This is a genomic window from Cohnella abietis (assembly GCF_004295585.1).
Lineage (GTDB): Bacteria > Bacillota > Bacilli > Paenibacillales > Paenibacillaceae > Cohnella > Cohnella abietis.
This window is the reverse complement of sequence record NZ_AP019400.1, coordinates 6,818,485-6,835,796: the sequence shown is the minus strand read 5'-3', so window position 1 is coordinate 6,835,796 and position 17,312 is coordinate 6,818,485. Positions and strand designations below refer to the sequence as shown.

Here is a 17,312-nt window from a genome sequence, read left to right as displayed (position 1 = left end):
GAGGCACAGGAATGCGCGATTTACATCATATCGTTTTGGATACCATCCCTATTTTTCAGGTGCTGTCGCCACAGGAGAAAGAGGAGCTATTTGCCTCCTTTGAGAGGCTTTCTTTCCATATGGGAGACACGATTATTGAAGCTGGAGAAAGAGCAGAGTCGTTTCATCTCATCTTGGCGGGCAAAGTACGAATGATTGGTAAGGATGAGGATGGCAAAGAGCTTAATTTCGGATTAATAGAAGAGGGCTCGCATTTCGGACAGGAAGCGCTGTTGAATGAACAATTTCAGGAGCATGCGCTGAGGGCTTCGGCGAAGCTTGAGCTTCTAAGGTTATCCAGGACAATGTTTATGCGAATGATTGACGCGCACCCTGAATTGAGGGTGTACTTACTTGAACAATTGGCTGATGATGCGATGCGTACATTTCTGAAGCGGACGGCGCTGTTTGCTCCGCTACATCATCAGGAGCTGCGCTCGCTGCTTGATATTATGGCTATGAAGGAATATGCACCCGGGCAAGCGATTGTCAGTGAAGGGGAGACGGGAGATGCGTTCTATATCCTTCGTTCCGGTACGGCTTCCGTAAGGAAGGATAGCGAAGGAGGTCGCAAGCTTAATACGATAAAGCCTGGGGAGTTTTTCGGAGAACTTGCGCTGTTGACCGGAGATCCTCGTAAGGCCAGCGTTATAGCGGACGATGCGGTTTCCGTGTTTAGTCTGGCGAAGAGCGACTTTGATAAGTTGATTATTAAGTATCCAAAGGTTAGGGAAACAATTATCGGTATTGCTTCTGCTTATTTACAGAGTGCAGAAACAACTCTAAATGCGGTAGCGAGCGTTAACGCGAAGGATAGCGAAGTTAATGCTGCCGAAATTTTTGCAGAAGAAGCGGAACAGGAGAAGCAGCAGCGGTACGGCGCGCGAAGGACTTGGCGATTAAAGAACCGGTTCCCGGTGCGCATTCAGCAAAGTGAGATGGACTGTGGCCCAACCTGCCTCACGATGATCGCTGAGCATTACGGCAAGCGTTTGAGCATTCATCGGCTCAGGGAGCTAGCGCAAGTCGGGTTGGAGGGAAGCACGTTATTTAATCTGTGCAAAACAGCCGAATCGATCGGCTTTCAAGCGGACGCGGTCCGCAGCAGCTTGAAGGGACTCGCCGAGCATACGCTACCGGCTATCGCCCATTGGAAAGGCAATCATTATGTCGTGGTTGTTAAAGTAGACGAACGATTCGTGACCGTGGCCGATCCGGCTGTGGGGTTATTGACTTATTCGCATGACGATTTTCTAAAAGGATGGACACTGAATACGGTGTTTCTGAAGCCTGTCGAAGCTTTCTTCACTCAAGAAGAGTCGAAACCTTCATTCAAGCGCTACTGGGCTTTTTTCGCCTCCCACAAGAGAGCGCTGATCCATCTCTTATGGTTGACCTTGCTATTGCAGGTCATTAACCTGGCGCTCCCCCTGTTTACACAGCAGGTGATCGATCGCGTGCTTGTCGGCAAGAACTATGATCAACTGAGCATTATGCTGATCATTATGCTAGGGGTCTCGTTGCTTACCATGCTCGTTCAATCAATCAGGGAATGGGTCATAGCGGGGACATTCATTAAAATTGACATCGACATGATCATGAGTTTTTATCGGCATGTATTTCGCTTACCCATGCGTTATTTCGCTACCCGGAAAGTGGGAGACATTTTGACGCGCGCTGGGGAGAATCAGGTCATCCGGCAATTTCTTGTCACGAACAGTATGAATGCTGTATTGAACGTGATGACGATCGTCGTATACATGGTCATTATGTTTAGCTATAGCGTTACGTTGGCTTGGATCGCCTTGGCGTTTATTCCCTGTTTCATTGCTCTTACGCTGATCGTGACTCCTCTTATGAAGCGTAACAGCAGGAAGCAATTCCAAGCCGATGTCGAACTGCAGAACGTATTAGTGGAAGCCATAGGCTCCATGCGCACTGTGAAAGCTCTCGCAGCCGAGGACGAGGTAAGGAAGAAGGTGGAGGGGAGGTTCCGTCAATCTACTTTTGTACAAATGAAGGGTTGGAAAATCGACATCTTCTCCGGTTCTGTCGCCACAGTGCTACAAACCTTAAGCGGTATAACCGTACTGTATGCAGGGGCTGTATTTATTATTGGGGATAAGATGACCGTCGGGGAGCTGATGGCTTTTAGTGCGGTGTTTGCACTCGTTACCAATGCGGCGTTAGGTCTAATCGGAATGTGGGATGAGTTTCAAGGCGTACGGATTGCCTTGGAGCGGCTTGACGATGTCTTCGAGACGGAGGTTGAGGAAGCCGATCTGAACCGGCTGACAGCGCTGCCGAAGCTTACGGGGGCAATTACTTTTGAACGCGTATCGTTCCGCTATAATTCTGACGGGAAGAATATATTGCAGAACATTACCTTCGACATGGCTCCAGGTCAAACGACTGCTATTGTTGGGCGAAGCGGGTCAGGGAAATCGACATTGGCGAATTTACTCCTTAAGCTATATGCGCCAAGCAGCGGCGTGGTCCGGATTGATGGGCATGATCTGAAGCAGGTGCAGGCAGAGACGCTTCGTAAGCAGATTGGAGTTGTCCAGCAGGAAGCGGGGCTTTTTAGCGGAACGATTCATGAAAATATTGCTTATCAAATTCCCGATGCTTCGATGGATGAGGTAATGGCGGCCGCCATGCTTGCAGGAGCGCACGAATTCATTATGACATTCCCGAATGGGTACGACACACAGGTTGGGGAGAAGGGCGCAAGCCTATCCGGTGGGCAGCGCCAGCGTATTACCATTGCACGGGCATTGATTGGCAATCCACGTATTCTGATATTCGACGAAGCGACGAGTGCATTAGACAATGAATCCGAGAAAATAATACAACGGAATATGGCTACGATACTTAAAGATCGAACAACCCTCATCATTGCACATAGACTAAGTACGATTAGGAATGCGGACCGCATTCTCGTACTGGATCAGGGAGTTATCGCAGAGTCTGGTACTCATGAGCAGCTAATGATGGATAAAGGTCTTTATCACATGCTGGTTAGCCAGCCGTTAGAATAAGGATAAGAGTCCTTGAGCTTATCGCTCCTGCGATAAGCTTTTTGCGATAAATTTAGGCGGCTTCTAGGCAGCCTCATATTGCATATGAGTTTCTCTTAAATTTGGATAAGTCATCTTCCGTGCGTTCTAGAATGCGGTTAAGAATGAGCTTCTCAAAATGGATGAAGCCGGAGTCCCGCTCTCTAGGGCGATCCAGAGTAATCAGGATGTCTAGCGCGATTTGTCCGTTCTCAATAAGGATAACACGATCCGCGAGAGCAACCGCTTCGCTGACATCGTGCGTAACAAGAACAGCAGTAAACTGCTGTTCTGCCCACAGGTTCTCGATCAATTGCTGCATTTCGATTCTCGTCAAGGCATCAAGTGCACCAAGAGGCTCATCTAGCAGTAGCAGTTGTGGTGATCCTGCGAGTGCCCTTGCTAGTGCGATGCGCTGGCGCTGGCCGCCGGATAGAACGCCGGGCCAATCTTGTGCGCGATCCTTCAAGCCAACCTGGCCTAGAGCTTCAAGCGCCTTGTCCACATTGCCTGATTTGACCCCAATCTTAACGTTGTCGACGGCTTTCTTCCACGGCAACAGTCGCGCATCCTGAAATAGCATTCTTGTGTCTTCCCTAATACCTTTAATATCACTGCTATCAAAAGATAGCTTTCCCTCGGTTGGCTCATCTAGCCCCGCAATCAATCGCAGCAATGTACTCTTCCCGCAGCCGCTGCGTCCGACAATTGCAACGAATTGGCCAGATGGAATAGCTAGTGTTACCCCCTGAAGTACATCCTTTTCCCCAAAGCGCTTAGAGACAGATTCGATATGAAGTTGATTCCCTTCGTGTATGTTGCTCATTAGTCGTTTCTCTCCTTTTTACAGCTTAGCGTAATTTGGATTCCATTTAAGTAAGCGATATTCAAGCCATTTCGCAGCATTATCAGATAATTTCCCTAGTAGCGCGTAGATAAGTATAGAGAATACCACGAGGTCCGTTCGCATGAATTCCCTCGCATCCATGGCCATGAATCCGATTCCTTCGGAAGCGGCGATCGTCTCTGCGACAATGAGTGTTAACCACATAAAGCCGAGAGCAAACCTGAGACCTACGAGAATTGAGGATAATGCACCTGGCATAATCACATGGCGATAGAGAGAGAAACCACGTAGTCCGTATACTTTAGCCATTTCAACCAGTCCTGGGTCAATGGAACGAATCCCATGAAGGGTATTCATATAGATCGGGAAGAAAACACCGAGCACTACGAGAAATATTTTGGCAGTCTCACCGATTCCGAACCATAGAATGACGAGTGGAATGAGTGCGAGATGGGGGATGTTACGTACCATTTGTAAGGTGCTGTCGAGCAAACGATTGGCAGTATAGGAAACACCATTAATCACGCCTAGTAAGAAACCGATCCCGCCGCCGATGGCGAGGCCGATGAATGATCGTCTCGAGCTTATAAAAATATGATGGAACAATTGACCATTCTCAATAACGGACAAGCCGGCCTCCGCTACTTTGAGCGGGGTCGGCAGGGTGCGTGAGGATATAAATCCGAATTGTCCGAGCAATTGCCAGGTAACTAAAATGAGTAAGGGAACGAAAGCCGGTGCGAATCGACTACGTAACAGTTTGTTGAGCAAGCCCATAATTGCCTCCTTCGGCTTCGAGGTCATTGCCTGATTTCGGGCGTTTGTTGTAGGCGATGAGTTCACCTGAAGCTTGAATAGTAAGAGATGGGTTTGGTTCATCTTGTTGCGTTAAAGGAAGCAAGGGGAACAGCAATTCAGCCGTTCGATAGGCTTCCTCTAAGTGAGGATAACCAGAAAAAATAAACGATTCAATGCCAAGCTCGGCATACTCCTTAATTCTTTCGGCTACTGTTACCGGATCGCCTACTAGAGCCGTTCCAGCCCCACCGCGTACGAGTCCAATTCCAGCCCACAGGTTTGGGGAGATGATCAAGGAAGCCCTGTCTCCATTGTGAAGCGCAGACATTCTTTTCTGTCCGACGGAATCATAGCGACCGAGAATTTGTTGTGCTTCGGCAATGATTTTGTCGTCCAGATGACTAATGAGCCGATCTGCAGCCTCCCAAGCTTCCTGCTCGGTTTCCCTCACAATAACATGTAGACGAATGCCGAACTTAACTGTTCGACCAGCGGCCTCCGCCTGCTGTCTTACCTGAGCAATCTTCTCAGCGACTTCTGCAGGGGGTTCGCCCCAGGTGAGATAGTAGTCAACATGATCGGCGGCGATTTGCTGTGCTGCAGGAGATGATCCTCCGAAATATAAGGGAGGATAAGGCTTCTGAAGTGCCGGGAAGAGTACTTCAGAAGCTTCTGTGCGTAAATATTTTCCGCTGGAGGTGACTTCCTCTCCCTGCATCAGGCGCCGCCATATCGTTAGAAATTCATCTGTCTGCTCATAGCGCTCTTGGTGAGAGAGGAATATTCCGTCTCCCGCTAGCTCGTGGGGATCTCCACCGGTTACGACGTTAACGAGAAGTCTTCCCTTCGAAAGTCTATCGAAGGTGGAAGCCATTCTAGCAGCGGTGGAGGGTGACATTAGCCCAGGACGTATGGCAACGAGGAATTTAAGTCTTTGGGTGGCAGGAATAAGCGATGAAGCTGCCACCCAAGCATCCTCACAGGCTTTTCCGGTTGGTACGAGCACGCCATGATAGCCTAACCGATCAGCCGCTTGTGCGATTTGTCGGATGTAGTCATAATCGACCGTTCTCGCACCTTCAGTAGTGCCCAAATATCTGCCGTCCCCATGCGAGGGGATAAACCAGAATATTTCCATATCAATTCTCCTCAATCTTCTGTAAGGTATGGGTTTTGTTATTTAATGATTGCGTCGCTAATCTTAATCTCTTTTGGAATCAGCTTAAGCTCAAAAAATACATCAGCGATTTTCTGTTGTGCGGCGATAATATCGTCGGTAATTGGCTCGACTCCAAATCCGCGGTGAGTTAATGCTTGTTTAATAGAAGGAACATCAATTCCGAGTGCTTTTGAAAGTATTTCGGCCAGCTCACCTTGATTGTCTTTCGCCCACTGATCGGATTCCTTGAGCTGTGCAAGAATGACGTCTACGGCATCCTTATGTTTTTCGGCAAGATCACGGGAGGAGAGATAGTATTCATAGTTGTCTACGAGACCTGTACCGTCTGCTAATACACGCGCTTTGGTTGCTAATTGGGCTGCAGAGTAGAAGGGCTCCCAGATTACCCATGCATCGACGCTACCGCTTTCGAATGCAGCTCTAGCATCAGCAGGTGGAAGGAAAACGACTTCAATGTCGGTATACTTCAGTCCCTCTTTTTCTAAATATTTTACAAGTAGGTAATGGACGTTGGAGCCTTTATTCAATGCTACCTTCTTACCCTTCAAATCAGCACCTGTCTTGATCGAAGAGTTCTCAGGTACGAGGATGGATTCTGCTTTAGGGCTTGCAGGAGAATGCCCAAGATAAATGAGCGGTGTTCCAGCAGCTTGTGCGAATATGGGTGGTGCTTCTCCGACATTACCGAAGTCGATACTGCCTACGTTGATGGCTTCGAGTAGCTGCGGTCCGCCCGGGAATTGCGTCCATTCAACCTTGTAGTTAATTTCGGCTAGCTTCGCTTCAAGTGTCCCTCTTTCCTTGAGGATGTTTACTGAAGCATACTTTTGATAACCGATACGTACTGTTTTTTCTGTTTTGTTCGTTGAACTGGTAGCCGACTCTTTGCTCGCATTGTTATTTCCGCAGGCGGATAAAACCAGTAATACGATGGATACGAGTAATGCTGTAATCAAGGTAGTTTTCTTCCTATTAATGCCGATAAATTTGGACATGTTCTCACTGCTCCCCTATAGCTCATTTTATTAACTCATAATTCCGATGTATTTAATGAGTTTTAATAATTCTGAACTTATCATCCAGAAAATGGTGTGTCAATACAATGACGATGTAAGATTCGCAATGAGGAGGAATGAGGTGTATTACCAGTAAATTACAGGACGGAAATACAGATTGAATTATGGAGAGGGTTCGATTATTATACATATATACGTTAATTACAATAATTCATATAAGTATAGTATGAAATAAGGGGGGAGCTGTATGTCGCAACGTCACAACCATCTACTGAGATTGCAGGAAGTCATGGATCTATTGGGTGTAAGTCGGGCAACGATTGACCGTTGGCGTCGTGATAAACAGCTGCCTCACATTAAGATTGGTAAAGAAATTCTTGTGGATAAGCATAAGCTTGACACTTGGATACAGCAGCATTCTCGAGCAATTCCGTCCCCTGTGAGCCCACTGCCTCCAATGCCCCCGAGAGTAGAGCACTCCTCATCAAGGACGATCGTGGTCGGCTACCAAAGTGGGGCTGCGCTTCTGTGGAGTCCGCTTATTATCAAGCAATTAGGATTTTTCGAAGAGGAATTACGGGCAATCAGCCCCGGAATTGATTATCACGTACGTTGGGTTAATGCACCGAACGGCATAGAGTTAGTAGAAGACATTATTGCAGGCCGAGTTAATATCGCATCTATTGGAGATTACCCGATGATTGCTAGTATAGCGCTCAGTCGGATATTACCAAGATTTCGTCCTTTAATGCTTGCTTTCGACGGAAAAACGCGGAATGGAGAAGGAATCTCCCTAGTCGTTCCTGCCAACAGTTCGGCTTATAGGCCGGAGGAATTTTCCGCGGTGAAGATTGCAACGGTTGGTCATTCAAGTGCATCTTATCGTCTGAGCGAGTGGGAGAAGGGCTTAGGCTTAGAATTCAATCCAGTTGTCCATCGTACAATGGGTGATTGCATGAACGGGATCTTAGATGGCAGCATTGGAGCGAGCATGCTGTGGGAGCCGTATTTGAGCTGGGCGAAAGCGCTTGGTGCGGGAATTCCGCTACAATCTGAGGGCGTCAGCAGTGACTATTTGACTGGGTTAATTTCAGATAACGAATGGGCACATAACAACGAGGATGTTGTAATTGCGTACTTGAAGGCACATTTAAGAGCGCACGAATTTATTCGACAAGAGCCGGATCGAGCATCATCCCTTGTTCAAGCGGGAAGCGGATTCCCAATCAGCGTTATTGCAAGCGTGTTATCACGAATCCGTTGGGATGCTTCGTTCTATAATAAGGATCTGATGACACTTAATCAGCTAGGTGAAAGTCAAATGGATTTGTTGCAATCGCATGAGACGCATCGGGGAGGGTTCGAGTTCGATAAACGGTTTTTGCAGGAGGCTGTTGAGGCATTAAAGCTTCCGATTTTACCGGATTCGGCATTGCCGGGAGAATGGTCTCATGAAATGCTCTATTAATAACATTTACCGGTAAAGTATTAAAAGGATTAATATACTTGTCGACCATTCCTATGGAGGCACCAAAAATTTCTTTGTGCAGAAGCGCAGAAGGGAAACGGGTGCCTCTTTTTGTTGCTCAAATTCGACATTAGCAGAGAGGGGACATTTTGTGAGTAATCAAAATGAAAAACTATTCGCATCACTAGATGATTTGGACTTCGATGAGCAGTTACTGGAGGAGCTTGTTCAATTCCCTTTGGTGGAAGCCTTGTTCGGGCGCCGGTCTAGAAGGTTCTTCCTTGGCGCTGAAATTCCCGACGGGCCGCTTGCATACAAATCCAAGGATGAGCCCATACCGCTGAACGATCTGGAGAAGCTGCTTATTCTGGCGGCGGTTGGAGGCGTGACGGGATGGCATCATTCCATTACCCGTCATGAGAGGTATAAGCCTTATTTTTCAAATTACCCTGGCTCAGCATCAGGAAGGACGTTCCCGTCCGCAGCGGGCTTTCACACGACGGACTTCTTTTTCACAGATGACACCGGTACTTATTTCTATTCAACGAAAGATACGCCGCCGGATGTTACATCTGGAAGTGACGGTAAGCAGAAGCTTATTGATATTCTTAAGGGCTTGCGCGGTAACATCCGCAAGCTGTCCGATACAAGGCTGAACATTCCGAATTACGAGCCCTACATGGAAGGCCATAATTCTTGGGTAGCGAACAAGCCTGGAAGCTTCGTTGTTTTCCCAGTGGGGGATCTGGCGCAGCACACGATCGCAAATCTATGCTTTTATGCTCAGAACGGTCTCCATATATTCGACGATGTGAATGGCAGGCCTATCCCGGGCATCGAGGAATTCGCAGACTTGGTGGACCTGGACAATCCGATTCCGCTCACGTTTCTTGAACAATATTCAATCGCGGAACTGAGCGCGGAACTAGCCACATCCACATACGCCGGAATGCTAATGCAGCAAGCAATTGGCCTCGGAGGTTGGATGTACGACGGGATGGACCGGCTGACGGTGCTTGGCGCTAGCGGCAACCCGGAAGTGCCGGGTCTTGGTTTCCGCTATGACCAAGATGAGAGGTGGTCGTTGCCGAACGCGACTGGATTGGAAGGGGTATTTACTTCCTATACGCCGCCGCATTTCCCAGATATGCGCGCTGCGATCGACGCATACGCCGACCGCAAGTTTGGTCCAGGAGGGCCCTTTAATGCGGAAACGCCGGGTCCGTGGAAGGATAGCGCTAAAGTACGTTCAAGCGCTCAGGTTTATGACGAACGGTTCCGCCAGCTTGTCGCGCTACAGGCGCAATACATTTATGACACGTTCGGGAAATTCCCGGCAACGATCCCGTCCGTTTACAGCCTCATGTATTTGCAATCGCATCATCTCGATCTTGATTATTACGATCGCTTCTTCGGACCGCACAGCTATCTTCGTACCCACGCGGAGCATCTAGAGAAATGGCATGGTATTAAGTTACACGAATAAAAAAATCTCAAGTCGCTCAAGTCCCCGGAAGCCTTATACAGCGGGGATTTGAGCTTTTTTGTGCGCATTTCTTTTATTATTCTTTTATTCGCGGTATTTATAATAAATGGTGCTGCTTGATTATGAGAGGGGTACAACTTAGTATGCTACTACAAAAATTAAAGAAGACTATATTGATTAAGCTTTCCATGATTCTAGCTGGATTTACATTATTCTCTGTATTATCTATTTCATCTCCGGCTACGCCGCATGCATCGGCGGAATCCCGTTGGTCTGTGTGCGGCATGGAAGGGTCATATTGCAAATTTGAAGGGACGAGAATCATCGGATATGGCAATGATTACGAGACTAATAGCAAAAAAATAACCTCCAGAGTATATACAATGCAGGATGGTTCTACCTTGGAGGGAGTTCAATGCGTAAGCGCCGAGTTTGCCGCAGTATTCAAATTATATACCGCGTGTTATATGCTCATTGACCCTGAAGCTGAGCTCGATACTGTATGGTCAACATCTACTAGCGATGATAATAAGACGGTTTCCATTCTCTTTTCTGTTAAGGAGACACAGGTAGGCACGATTGCTGACTTAAAGAGCAAGATTAGGGTGAAAAGAACGGATGATTCGGATTTTCGCGAGCTTGATCCGGAGGATACCGTCAGCAATGTAATATTCTCACCGTGGGGAACACCTTTATCAGAAACAGATACAAGTAAACTTCAAATTACCTTTAAAAACCCACTAATGGGGACCGACAACCAATTGCTGATTCAACCTGGGGCGCTTGCCAATGGTCAAGGGGTAGTTCTCAACAGGCCAATTGCAGTCGATGTGCTAGAGAATGATCTCGGCAGCTGGGAGTATGTGGGCGAGCGTGGAATATCGACTGGATTTTCTCCGGGGGGTATTTCCATGAGCATGCTTAACGGAACCCCTTATTTGGCCTATATCGATTATCAGATCGGAAATAGAATTTTTGTGAAAAAATATAATGGAAGCAGTTGGGTATCGATAGACGGCGGCGGGCTTTCTACAGGGATGGCGGGAGGGCTTTCCTCGACCGTTTCTGGCGGTAACTTGTACGTGAGCTATTTCGAATACAGTGATTTTCAGCTGCATATCAAAAAATATGATGGAAACAGCTGGTCGTCTATAGACGTCGGAAATAGTGTGCAAACCCAGTTGGATGGCACAGGTACGTTCTCCTTAGCGATTCACAACAATACTCCGTATATCGCTTATTCGGATAAGGCAAATGGCAATAAATTGACGGTAAAGGTCTACAATAAGAATAAGAACAGCTGGGACTCGTTGGGCAACGTCGGTTTTTCGCAGGATGCGGTTTCGCAGATTTCCTTGACGATTGAAGGCGGTATCCCCTACGTAGCGTATCGGAACGAGTTTCCGTATTTAATTCCGGGTCATATGTGGGCATTCACGCCTTCAGGCTGGGTTAAGAAATTTGATCAGGAAAGCAACAGCTGGTCTGACTTGGGGAAATTTTCAAATGATAAACCTGAGCTGACGACATTATTCATAAAGGACGGTATCCCCTATGTCGCTTATGTTGATATTATTAGCGGTCGAACCGGAATGACAATCGCAGTGAAAAAGCGCGTCGGAAACGTTTGGAAGATGGTAGACGAGGGTGGCTCGATAAGTAATGGGTCGGCTTACTCCTTCCATATCTCAGAAGGAACACTCTATTTGGCGTATGTAGGAAGCAACGGTAAGACCACGGTGAAGAAGCTTGTCGGAGACCAGTGGATTTATGTTGGCGCTACGGGAATCACAGAAAAAGGGGCATCATATTCTTCCGTGTACGTTGAGAACGGTATCCCCTATATTGCGACTTCATCTGTAAGCAACGATGCTGCTTACAACCTTAAGCCCGAGGTTAAGAAGTTTCTTCTGACTCCGCCTACGTTAACGGCAGATTTAACGAATAACAACACGGTAAGTCCTGTCATTGTTACCTTTCCGGACTTGGCTGCATGGCGCAGTGATATTACGGCAGTGAAGGATGGAGCAGATACGCTTGCCCCGGGGACGTACACGGTCAGCGCAGGGAAAATTACCTTTAATCCCGGTGTGCTAGGATTAGGCAGCCATACGATTAAAGTGTCGACACCAGCACGATATAAAGACGCAACGGTGGGCTTGACTGTTTATCTGAAAAAGCCTATCTTAACCGCGGATACAACAAATAACGATGTTGGGCATCCGATCGATATCTCGTTCCCGGATGATGCCACTTGGCGTGGAGCGATTACGAGTGTGAAGGACGGAGCGACGGCAATAACGAATTATTCAGTCACCGAGGGGAAGCTCACGATTTATGCAGGTGTCCTGACGGAAGGCAATCATACGATCACAATAACAGCAACTGATTATGCAGACGCAATCGTGAATCAGACCGTTACGCTCATCCCTTCACCTGTGTTATCGGCGGACACTACAAACAATGATCCGGCTAATGTAATCGAAATTACGTTCCCGGATGACGGGGCTTGGCGTGATGAGATTACAGCGGTGAAGGACGGAGCGACTACGCTGCCAATCTCGAGATATAGCATTGTAGCGGGGAAAATCATTTTTAAAGCGGGCGCATTGGCATTAGGCAATCATACGATTAGAGTGCTGGCACCTAATTATTCGGATGCGACGGTTACCCAGATGATAGTGTTGAAGCATCCGGCATTAGCGGCAGACACGACGACTAATGATACGGAGAGTGAGATCGATGTCACCTTCCCGGATGACCCGGCATGGCGCGGATCAATAACGGAAATCCAAGACGGAGCGACGACGCTGTCGGCGAATTCTTATACCGTCTATGTGGGGAAGATTACGTTTAACGCCGGTGTGTTGTCTGCGGGCAGTCATACGCTCACAGTTAAGGCAACGAACTATAGCGACGCGATTATCCGTCAGGATATATTGATTTCAAACGTTATTATTAGCGACGATGCGTTGCTATCCAACCTGACTGTAAATCAAGGCTCGTTGACATTCGTATCATCGCAGCTTGAGTATAGTGTGAATGTAGCCAACGCTGTGGCAAGTGTCGGCTTCTCCGTAACCAAAGGGAATCCCAACCAAGCGCTCACGGTTATAGGTGCTACTGAAACCTCAGTCACGGATAACGTATATGCTTATAGCGCGAATGATTTGTTGGTTGGTTCTAATCTGATTCAGATTAAAGTGACGGCAGAGGACGGCAGTAGTAGCAATACCTATAAAGTCACGGTGACGCGCGATGTACAGGCTGAAGTGCCAGGCGGTAATGTCGTAATAGGCGGCGGCGCACCAGCAGCAAGTAACAATCCCGTTACATCGACTGATGGTAAGTTAACAGTTCCGACAGGCAAAGCAGGCGAGGTAAGCTTGCAAAATGAAGTTAAGGTATTCATACCGGCAGATGCTTCGGCCAAGGATTTGATAATAACGATAGACAAGCTTTTGGACACACAAAGTCTGCTCACGGATAAAGAAGTTCTTGTCAGCCCAATTTTTGAGATTCTTAAAAACTTCTCGGAGAACTTCAAGCAGCCGGTAACGCTGACTTTTGCATTCGATCCAACAAGCTTGAAGGGTGACCAGAAAGCATCGGTATTCTATTATGATGAAGTGAAAAAGCATTGGATGGAAGTCGGTGGCGTAGTAAATGGTAATCGTATAGTCGTAGAGGTAAATCATTTTACGAAGTATGCGGTATTCGCCGTCGGCCAAAGCTCGGAAGTACCGACGAAAGAGCCATCGACTGATGCGGACTTGAAATTAAGCGATATAGCCGGGCACTGGGCTGAAGCTAATATTAAGCAGGCGATAAGCGATGGAATCATCACCGGGTATCCGGGTGGTCTATTTAAGCCGAATCATACCGTTACGCGCGCTGAATTTGCTGTCATGCTGGTGAAGACGCTGAAGCTGCAGGGAAAAGGAGCAGAGCTGACCTTCTCGGATTCGGCAAAGATTGGAGTTTGGGCGCAGACAGCAGTTTCTCTTGCAGTACGTGAGGGTATTATTACGGGTTATGGTGACGGTAGCTTCCATCCGAATGCAGAGATTACGCGCGCGGAGATGGCGGTAATGATCGCCAAAGCTCTGGGTAAATCGAGCGATGCGAATGCTGCTGCATCGGGCTTCGCCGATGACGAGGATATTACCTCGTGGGCCAAGGGCAGCGTGGCTTACGTGAAGGAAGCAGGCATCGTAAAAGGGAAAGGCGATAATCGATTTGCTCCTCAAGATCATGCAACAAGAGCCGAGGCTGTAGCGATTCTACTGAGAGCCAAGGCACTGAAAAGCGAGCAAAGGTAGGCTTTGGTATCAATTAACTCAAGAAAACCGTCAGGGCATCAGATGATTCCTTGACGGTTTTTCTTGACCTATCAGAGAGTATATAACTAGTACCCTATTTCAATACGCACTGGTTGCTAAGAGACAAATAAAGTACCCCAAAATGCCAGCACCCCGCACTCTTGTGACAAGAGGGGTACGATGTATTTCGCTTGAGTAGAATGTTTTTCATCGTTAATAGCTAGTAGGGGGGCCTCCAAAGACGCAATAGCGATGTTTATGATCGTACTTGTTACACAATAGGCTACTGCGCCTGATCATTTTCGTCGAAGTAGAATGTTTTTCATCGTTAATAGCTAGTAGGGGCGCCACCAAAGACGTATTAACGATGTTTATGATCGTACTAGCTACACAATAGGCCTCTGCGCCTGATCATTTTTATCGAAGTAGAATGTTTTGAAGTTATTCAGCGTGGATAAGTTTCACCATGTCCATTTCCCATCTTCTCACCCAACAGGGAGATGTATGTCGAAGCTAACGAACTGTATCGTGCTTATTGTCGATAAAATGACTACTTTTTTGAGCTAACGAACTGCAGTGGCGTTATTGAGTCATTCAGAGGAGGAACGGAGCTACTTTGCTGCAGATAAGGTTTGTGGAGTTCGTTACAATATAAAATCATTACTTTTAGATCAAATAAGAGTTGCTGAGTTCGTTAGGCATCTGTTCCGTTCTGGAACAGACGGCTAACTAGCAAAAGCGCCCGCCAAGCAAGAAGTACGATTGTTTTGAATTAGATAAATAAGCCGGTATTACGCAAACTGTACAATCCATAAAAAAGCAGTACAATTGAACCTATGAGACGCAGATACGCAATAAGCGATGAAGAGTAAGAGGAGCGTTCCTTGATGACAGATAGTAGGATAAATGCTAAGGCTGATGAATTTATAAGTAAATCTAAAAAGTGGAAGGAACACTATGAGAAGTTAAGAAATATAGTTCTCGACTGTGAACTGACCGAGGAATTTAAGTGGATGCATCCTTGTTACACTTTTGAGAAGAAAAATATCGTTTTAATCCATGGGTTTAAAGAATATTGTGCGCTTCTGTTCCACAAAGGTGCTCTGTTAAAGGATCCCCAGGGGATTCTAATTCAACAAACGGAAAATGTACAGGCGGCGCGCCAGATTCGGTTTACTAACGTTCAAGAAATAGTTGAACTGGAATCCATCTTGAAAGCCTATATTCATGAAGCTATTGAAGTTGAAAAAGCGGGGCTGCAAGTGGATTTTGTAAAGAATACAGAATTCGAAATCCCTGTAGAGCTGCAAAATAAATTCGATGAAATCCCCGCTTTGAAAACTGCTTTTGAAGCATTGACGCCGGGACGACAAAGAGCTTACATTCTTTATTTTTCCGCACCCAAACAATCCAAAACCCGAGAATCCAGAGTCCAAAAAAGCATGCAGCAAATTCTCGATGGAAAGGGATTAAATGATTAGGGTTTGTATGCCTGCCAAAGCAAGCTAAACCATCGAAATAATGTTATTTTTTTCTGATTAAATTCAATGTATGTAAAATGAAAAAGCCCGTACCATTGCTCGTGCAGCAATTTGCGGGCTTTTTCGCGTCTATATCAATAGCTAAGCACTATCCCTTCTAGTGGAACGTTTACTTTATTGGAAATAACCGCATGCTAAAAAAATATTGGCTGCATTGAAAAATAGATGAGCTCTCAGTTGTATTAAAAGTGAAAGGAGGTGCTGAGGTGTACAATTCATATGAGCTCAATGAATCTGTACGAAGGGCCTTGGATCTATATTCACAAAGCATGATCAAAATTGCCTTTGCATATTTGAAAAATATAGCTGACGCAGAAGAAGTGACACAGGAAGTATTCCTTACCTATTTGCAAAAACGCCCTGTATTTGAAAGCAGTGAACATGAAAAAGCTTGGCTGATTCGATTAACAATTAATAAAAGTAAAAATATGCTTAAAACCGGCTGGTTCAAGAGCAGAAATCCTGTTCCCGAAGACCTAAGCTACCTCCCAAAAGAAGAAAATGGGGTCCTGCAGGCCGTACTGGCCTTGGACAAGAAGTATCGAATTCCGATTCATCTGCACTACTATGAGGGATATTCTATTCAGGAAATTGCAGTTATTATGCAGTCCAAGCCCGCAACAGTAGGAACATGGCTTGCAAGAGGACGCTTCATCTTAAAAGAGAAGATTGGAGGCATGGAGGATGAAGAAATCTGTTTATAAATCCGCGATGTCCCGTGTGAAAATAAGTGAGGATTTTAAAGAGGCAACGTACCAGAAGCTGATGCTGGAAATGGAAAAGACAACACAAATAAATAATAACAACCAAAAGGGGAAATTAAAAATGGAAAACACTAAAAAAAGAACGTTAACAGGTTGGACAGTCGGCATTGCAGCGTGTGCGTTATTATCGGTCAGCATTTTCACAATGAACCAGAATGCGCCGGGTACTACACCCCAACCTTCGGCAATTGTAACGAAGCCTCCTATTGTCGGTAAAGTGGCAGTCAATATTGATGGTGTCATCACCGAAGTGAGTGCGGATGGCAAAAGCTTTAAGGTTGGTGACCTGTGGGTGACAGTAACAGATAAAACGGCGCTGGGCAGTAAAGAACCGACAGCATCGAAGCCATCGGAAGAGTTGCTACAGAAAGAGTTTAAGGTTGGCAATATCGTGTCCGGCTATACCTCTCAAGATGTCGGCTCCGGCAAGGTGACTGCAGATGTTATCTACAACAACATAGCTCCACAGAAGGATAATATCACGAACCCACCTATTAAGGGGAAAGCTGCAGTTAATATCGAGGGCGAGATTACGGAAGTAAGCGCAGATGGCAAAAGCTTTAAGGTTGGCGGCTTGTGGGTAACCGTAACATCAGAAACTGAATTAGGCATCTCAGGCCCGACTGCTGCTAAACCATCTGAAGCGCTGCTGCAAAAAGAATTTAAGGTTGGCAATTTCGTATCTGGATTTACGACAGAGGATGTAGGCACGGGAAAAGTGACTGCAACGCGCATCTACAACAACATGGCTCCGCAAAAATAACATACATTCGGCATCACTTGCTCTATCCG

At 46.6% G+C, this 17,312-nt stretch carries 11 protein-coding genes; 7 read left to right on the top strand and 4 right to left on the bottom strand.

Annotated elements, in window-relative coordinates:
* The first annotated feature begins 11 nt into the window (after positions 1–11).
* Positions 12–3,080: a peptidase domain-containing ABC transporter gene (locus tag KCTCHS21_RS29820; protein ID WP_130616115.1), complete on the top strand. Its 3,069-nt coding sequence runs from the start codon at positions 12–14 to the stop codon at positions 3,078–3,080.
* Positions 3,081–3,153: 73 nt separating this feature from the next.
* Here KCTCHS21_RS29820 and KCTCHS21_RS29815 read toward each other — a convergent pair whose 3' ends face one another.
* From KCTCHS21_RS29815 to KCTCHS21_RS29800, 4 genes are read right to left on the bottom strand one after another with little or no spacing between them, the layout of a single operon-like run.
* The gene (locus KCTCHS21_RS29815; RefSeq protein WP_130616114.1) at positions 3,154–3,924 is read right to left on the bottom strand and encodes an ATP-binding cassette domain-containing protein; all 771 of its coding nucleotides are present in this window, start codon (positions 3,922–3,924) and stop codon (positions 3,154–3,156) included.
* An 18-nt stretch (positions 3,925–3,942) separates the two neighbouring features.
* Positions 3,943–4,722 carry an ABC transporter permease subunit gene (locus tag KCTCHS21_RS29810; protein ID WP_130616113.1) on the bottom strand — a complete coding sequence of 260 codons (780 nt, stop codon included), beginning with the start codon at positions 4,720–4,722 and terminating at the stop codon, positions 3,943–3,945.
* Positions 4,694–5,881 (bottom strand): FMNH2-dependent alkanesulfonate monooxygenase, encoded by a 1,188-nt coding sequence (ssuD, locus tag KCTCHS21_RS29805; RefSeq protein WP_130616112.1) that lies wholly within the window; start codon positions 5,879–5,881, stop codon positions 4,694–4,696. The genes KCTCHS21_RS29810 and ssuD overlap by 29 nt, the downstream gene beginning before the upstream one ends.
* A gap of 38 nt (positions 5,882–5,919) precedes the next feature.
* Positions 5,920–6,918 (bottom strand): sulfonate ABC transporter substrate-binding protein, encoded by a 999-nt coding sequence (locus KCTCHS21_RS29800; RefSeq protein ID WP_130616111.1) that lies wholly within the window; start codon positions 6,916–6,918, stop codon positions 5,920–5,922.
* A 268-nt stretch (positions 6,919–7,186) separates the two neighbouring features.
* Between KCTCHS21_RS29800 and KCTCHS21_RS29795 the strand changes: the two genes are divergently transcribed.
* From KCTCHS21_RS29795 to KCTCHS21_RS29770, 6 genes are all read left to right on the top strand, one after another.
* Positions 7,187–8,407 (top strand): helix-turn-helix domain-containing protein, encoded by a 1,221-nt coding sequence (locus tag KCTCHS21_RS29795; RefSeq protein WP_130616110.1) that lies wholly within the window; start codon positions 7,187–7,189, stop codon positions 8,405–8,407.
* A 151-nt stretch (positions 8,408–8,558) separates the two neighbouring features.
* Positions 8,559–9,893 carry a hypothetical protein gene (locus tag KCTCHS21_RS29790; protein WP_197726495.1) on the top strand — a complete coding sequence of 445 codons (1,335 nt, stop codon included), beginning with the start codon at positions 8,559–8,561 and terminating at the stop codon, positions 9,891–9,893.
* Between the two features lie 143 nt (positions 9,894–10,036).
* Positions 10,037–14,215, top strand: coding sequence for a hemoblobin-interacting domain-containing protein (locus KCTCHS21_RS29785; protein WP_162309407.1), 4,179 nt, complete (start codon positions 10,037–10,039; stop codon positions 14,213–14,215).
* A gap of 887 nt (positions 14,216–15,102) precedes the next feature.
* Positions 15,103–15,696: a YdeI/OmpD-associated family protein gene (locus tag KCTCHS21_RS29780; protein WP_130616108.1), complete on the top strand. Its 594-nt coding sequence runs from the start codon at positions 15,103–15,105 to the stop codon at positions 15,694–15,696.
* Positions 15,697–15,962: 266 nt separating this feature from the next.
* On the top strand, positions 15,963–16,460 hold the full coding sequence (locus tag KCTCHS21_RS29775) for an RNA polymerase sigma factor (RefSeq protein WP_130616107.1): 498 nt from the start codon (positions 15,963–15,965) through the stop codon (positions 16,458–16,460).
* On the top strand, positions 16,441–17,283 hold the full coding sequence (locus KCTCHS21_RS29770; protein ID WP_130616106.1) for a DUF5666 domain-containing protein: 843 nt from the start codon (positions 16,441–16,443) through the stop codon (positions 17,281–17,283). The genes KCTCHS21_RS29775 and KCTCHS21_RS29770 overlap by 20 nt, the downstream gene beginning before the upstream one ends.
* Positions 17,284–17,312 lie beyond the last annotated feature (29 nt).

Bases quoted from the DNA above. Each gene is read 5' to 3' on its own strand.
- KCTCHS21_RS29820 (WP_130616115.1), top strand. From the start codon at position 12: ATGCGCGATTTACATCATATCGTTTTGGATACCATCCCTATTTTTCAG.
- KCTCHS21_RS29815 (WP_130616114.1), bottom strand. From the start codon at position 3,924: ATGAGCAACATACACGAAGGGAATCAACTTCATATCGAATCTGTCTCT.
- KCTCHS21_RS29810 (WP_130616113.1), bottom strand. From the start codon at position 4,722: ATGGGCTTGCTCAACAAACTGTTACGTAGTCGATTCGCACCGGCTTTC.
- ssuD (WP_130616112.1), bottom strand. From the start codon at position 5,881: ATGGAAATATTCTGGTTTATCCCCTCGCATGGGGACGGCAGATATTTG.
- KCTCHS21_RS29800 (WP_130616111.1), bottom strand. From the start codon at position 6,918: ATGTCCAAATTTATCGGCATTAATAGGAAGAAAACTACCTTGATTACA.
- KCTCHS21_RS29795 (WP_130616110.1), top strand. From the start codon at position 7,187: ATGTCGCAACGTCACAACCATCTACTGAGATTGCAGGAAGTCATGGAT.
- KCTCHS21_RS29785 (WP_162309407.1), top strand. From the start codon at position 10,037: ATGCTACTACAAAAATTAAAGAAGACTATATTGATTAAGCTTTCCATG.
- KCTCHS21_RS29780 (WP_130616108.1), top strand. From the start codon at position 15,103: ATGACAGATAGTAGGATAAATGCTAAGGCTGATGAATTTATAAGTAAA.
- KCTCHS21_RS29770 (WP_130616106.1), top strand. From the start codon at position 16,441: ATGAAGAAATCTGTTTATAAATCCGCGATGTCCCGTGTGAAAATAAGT.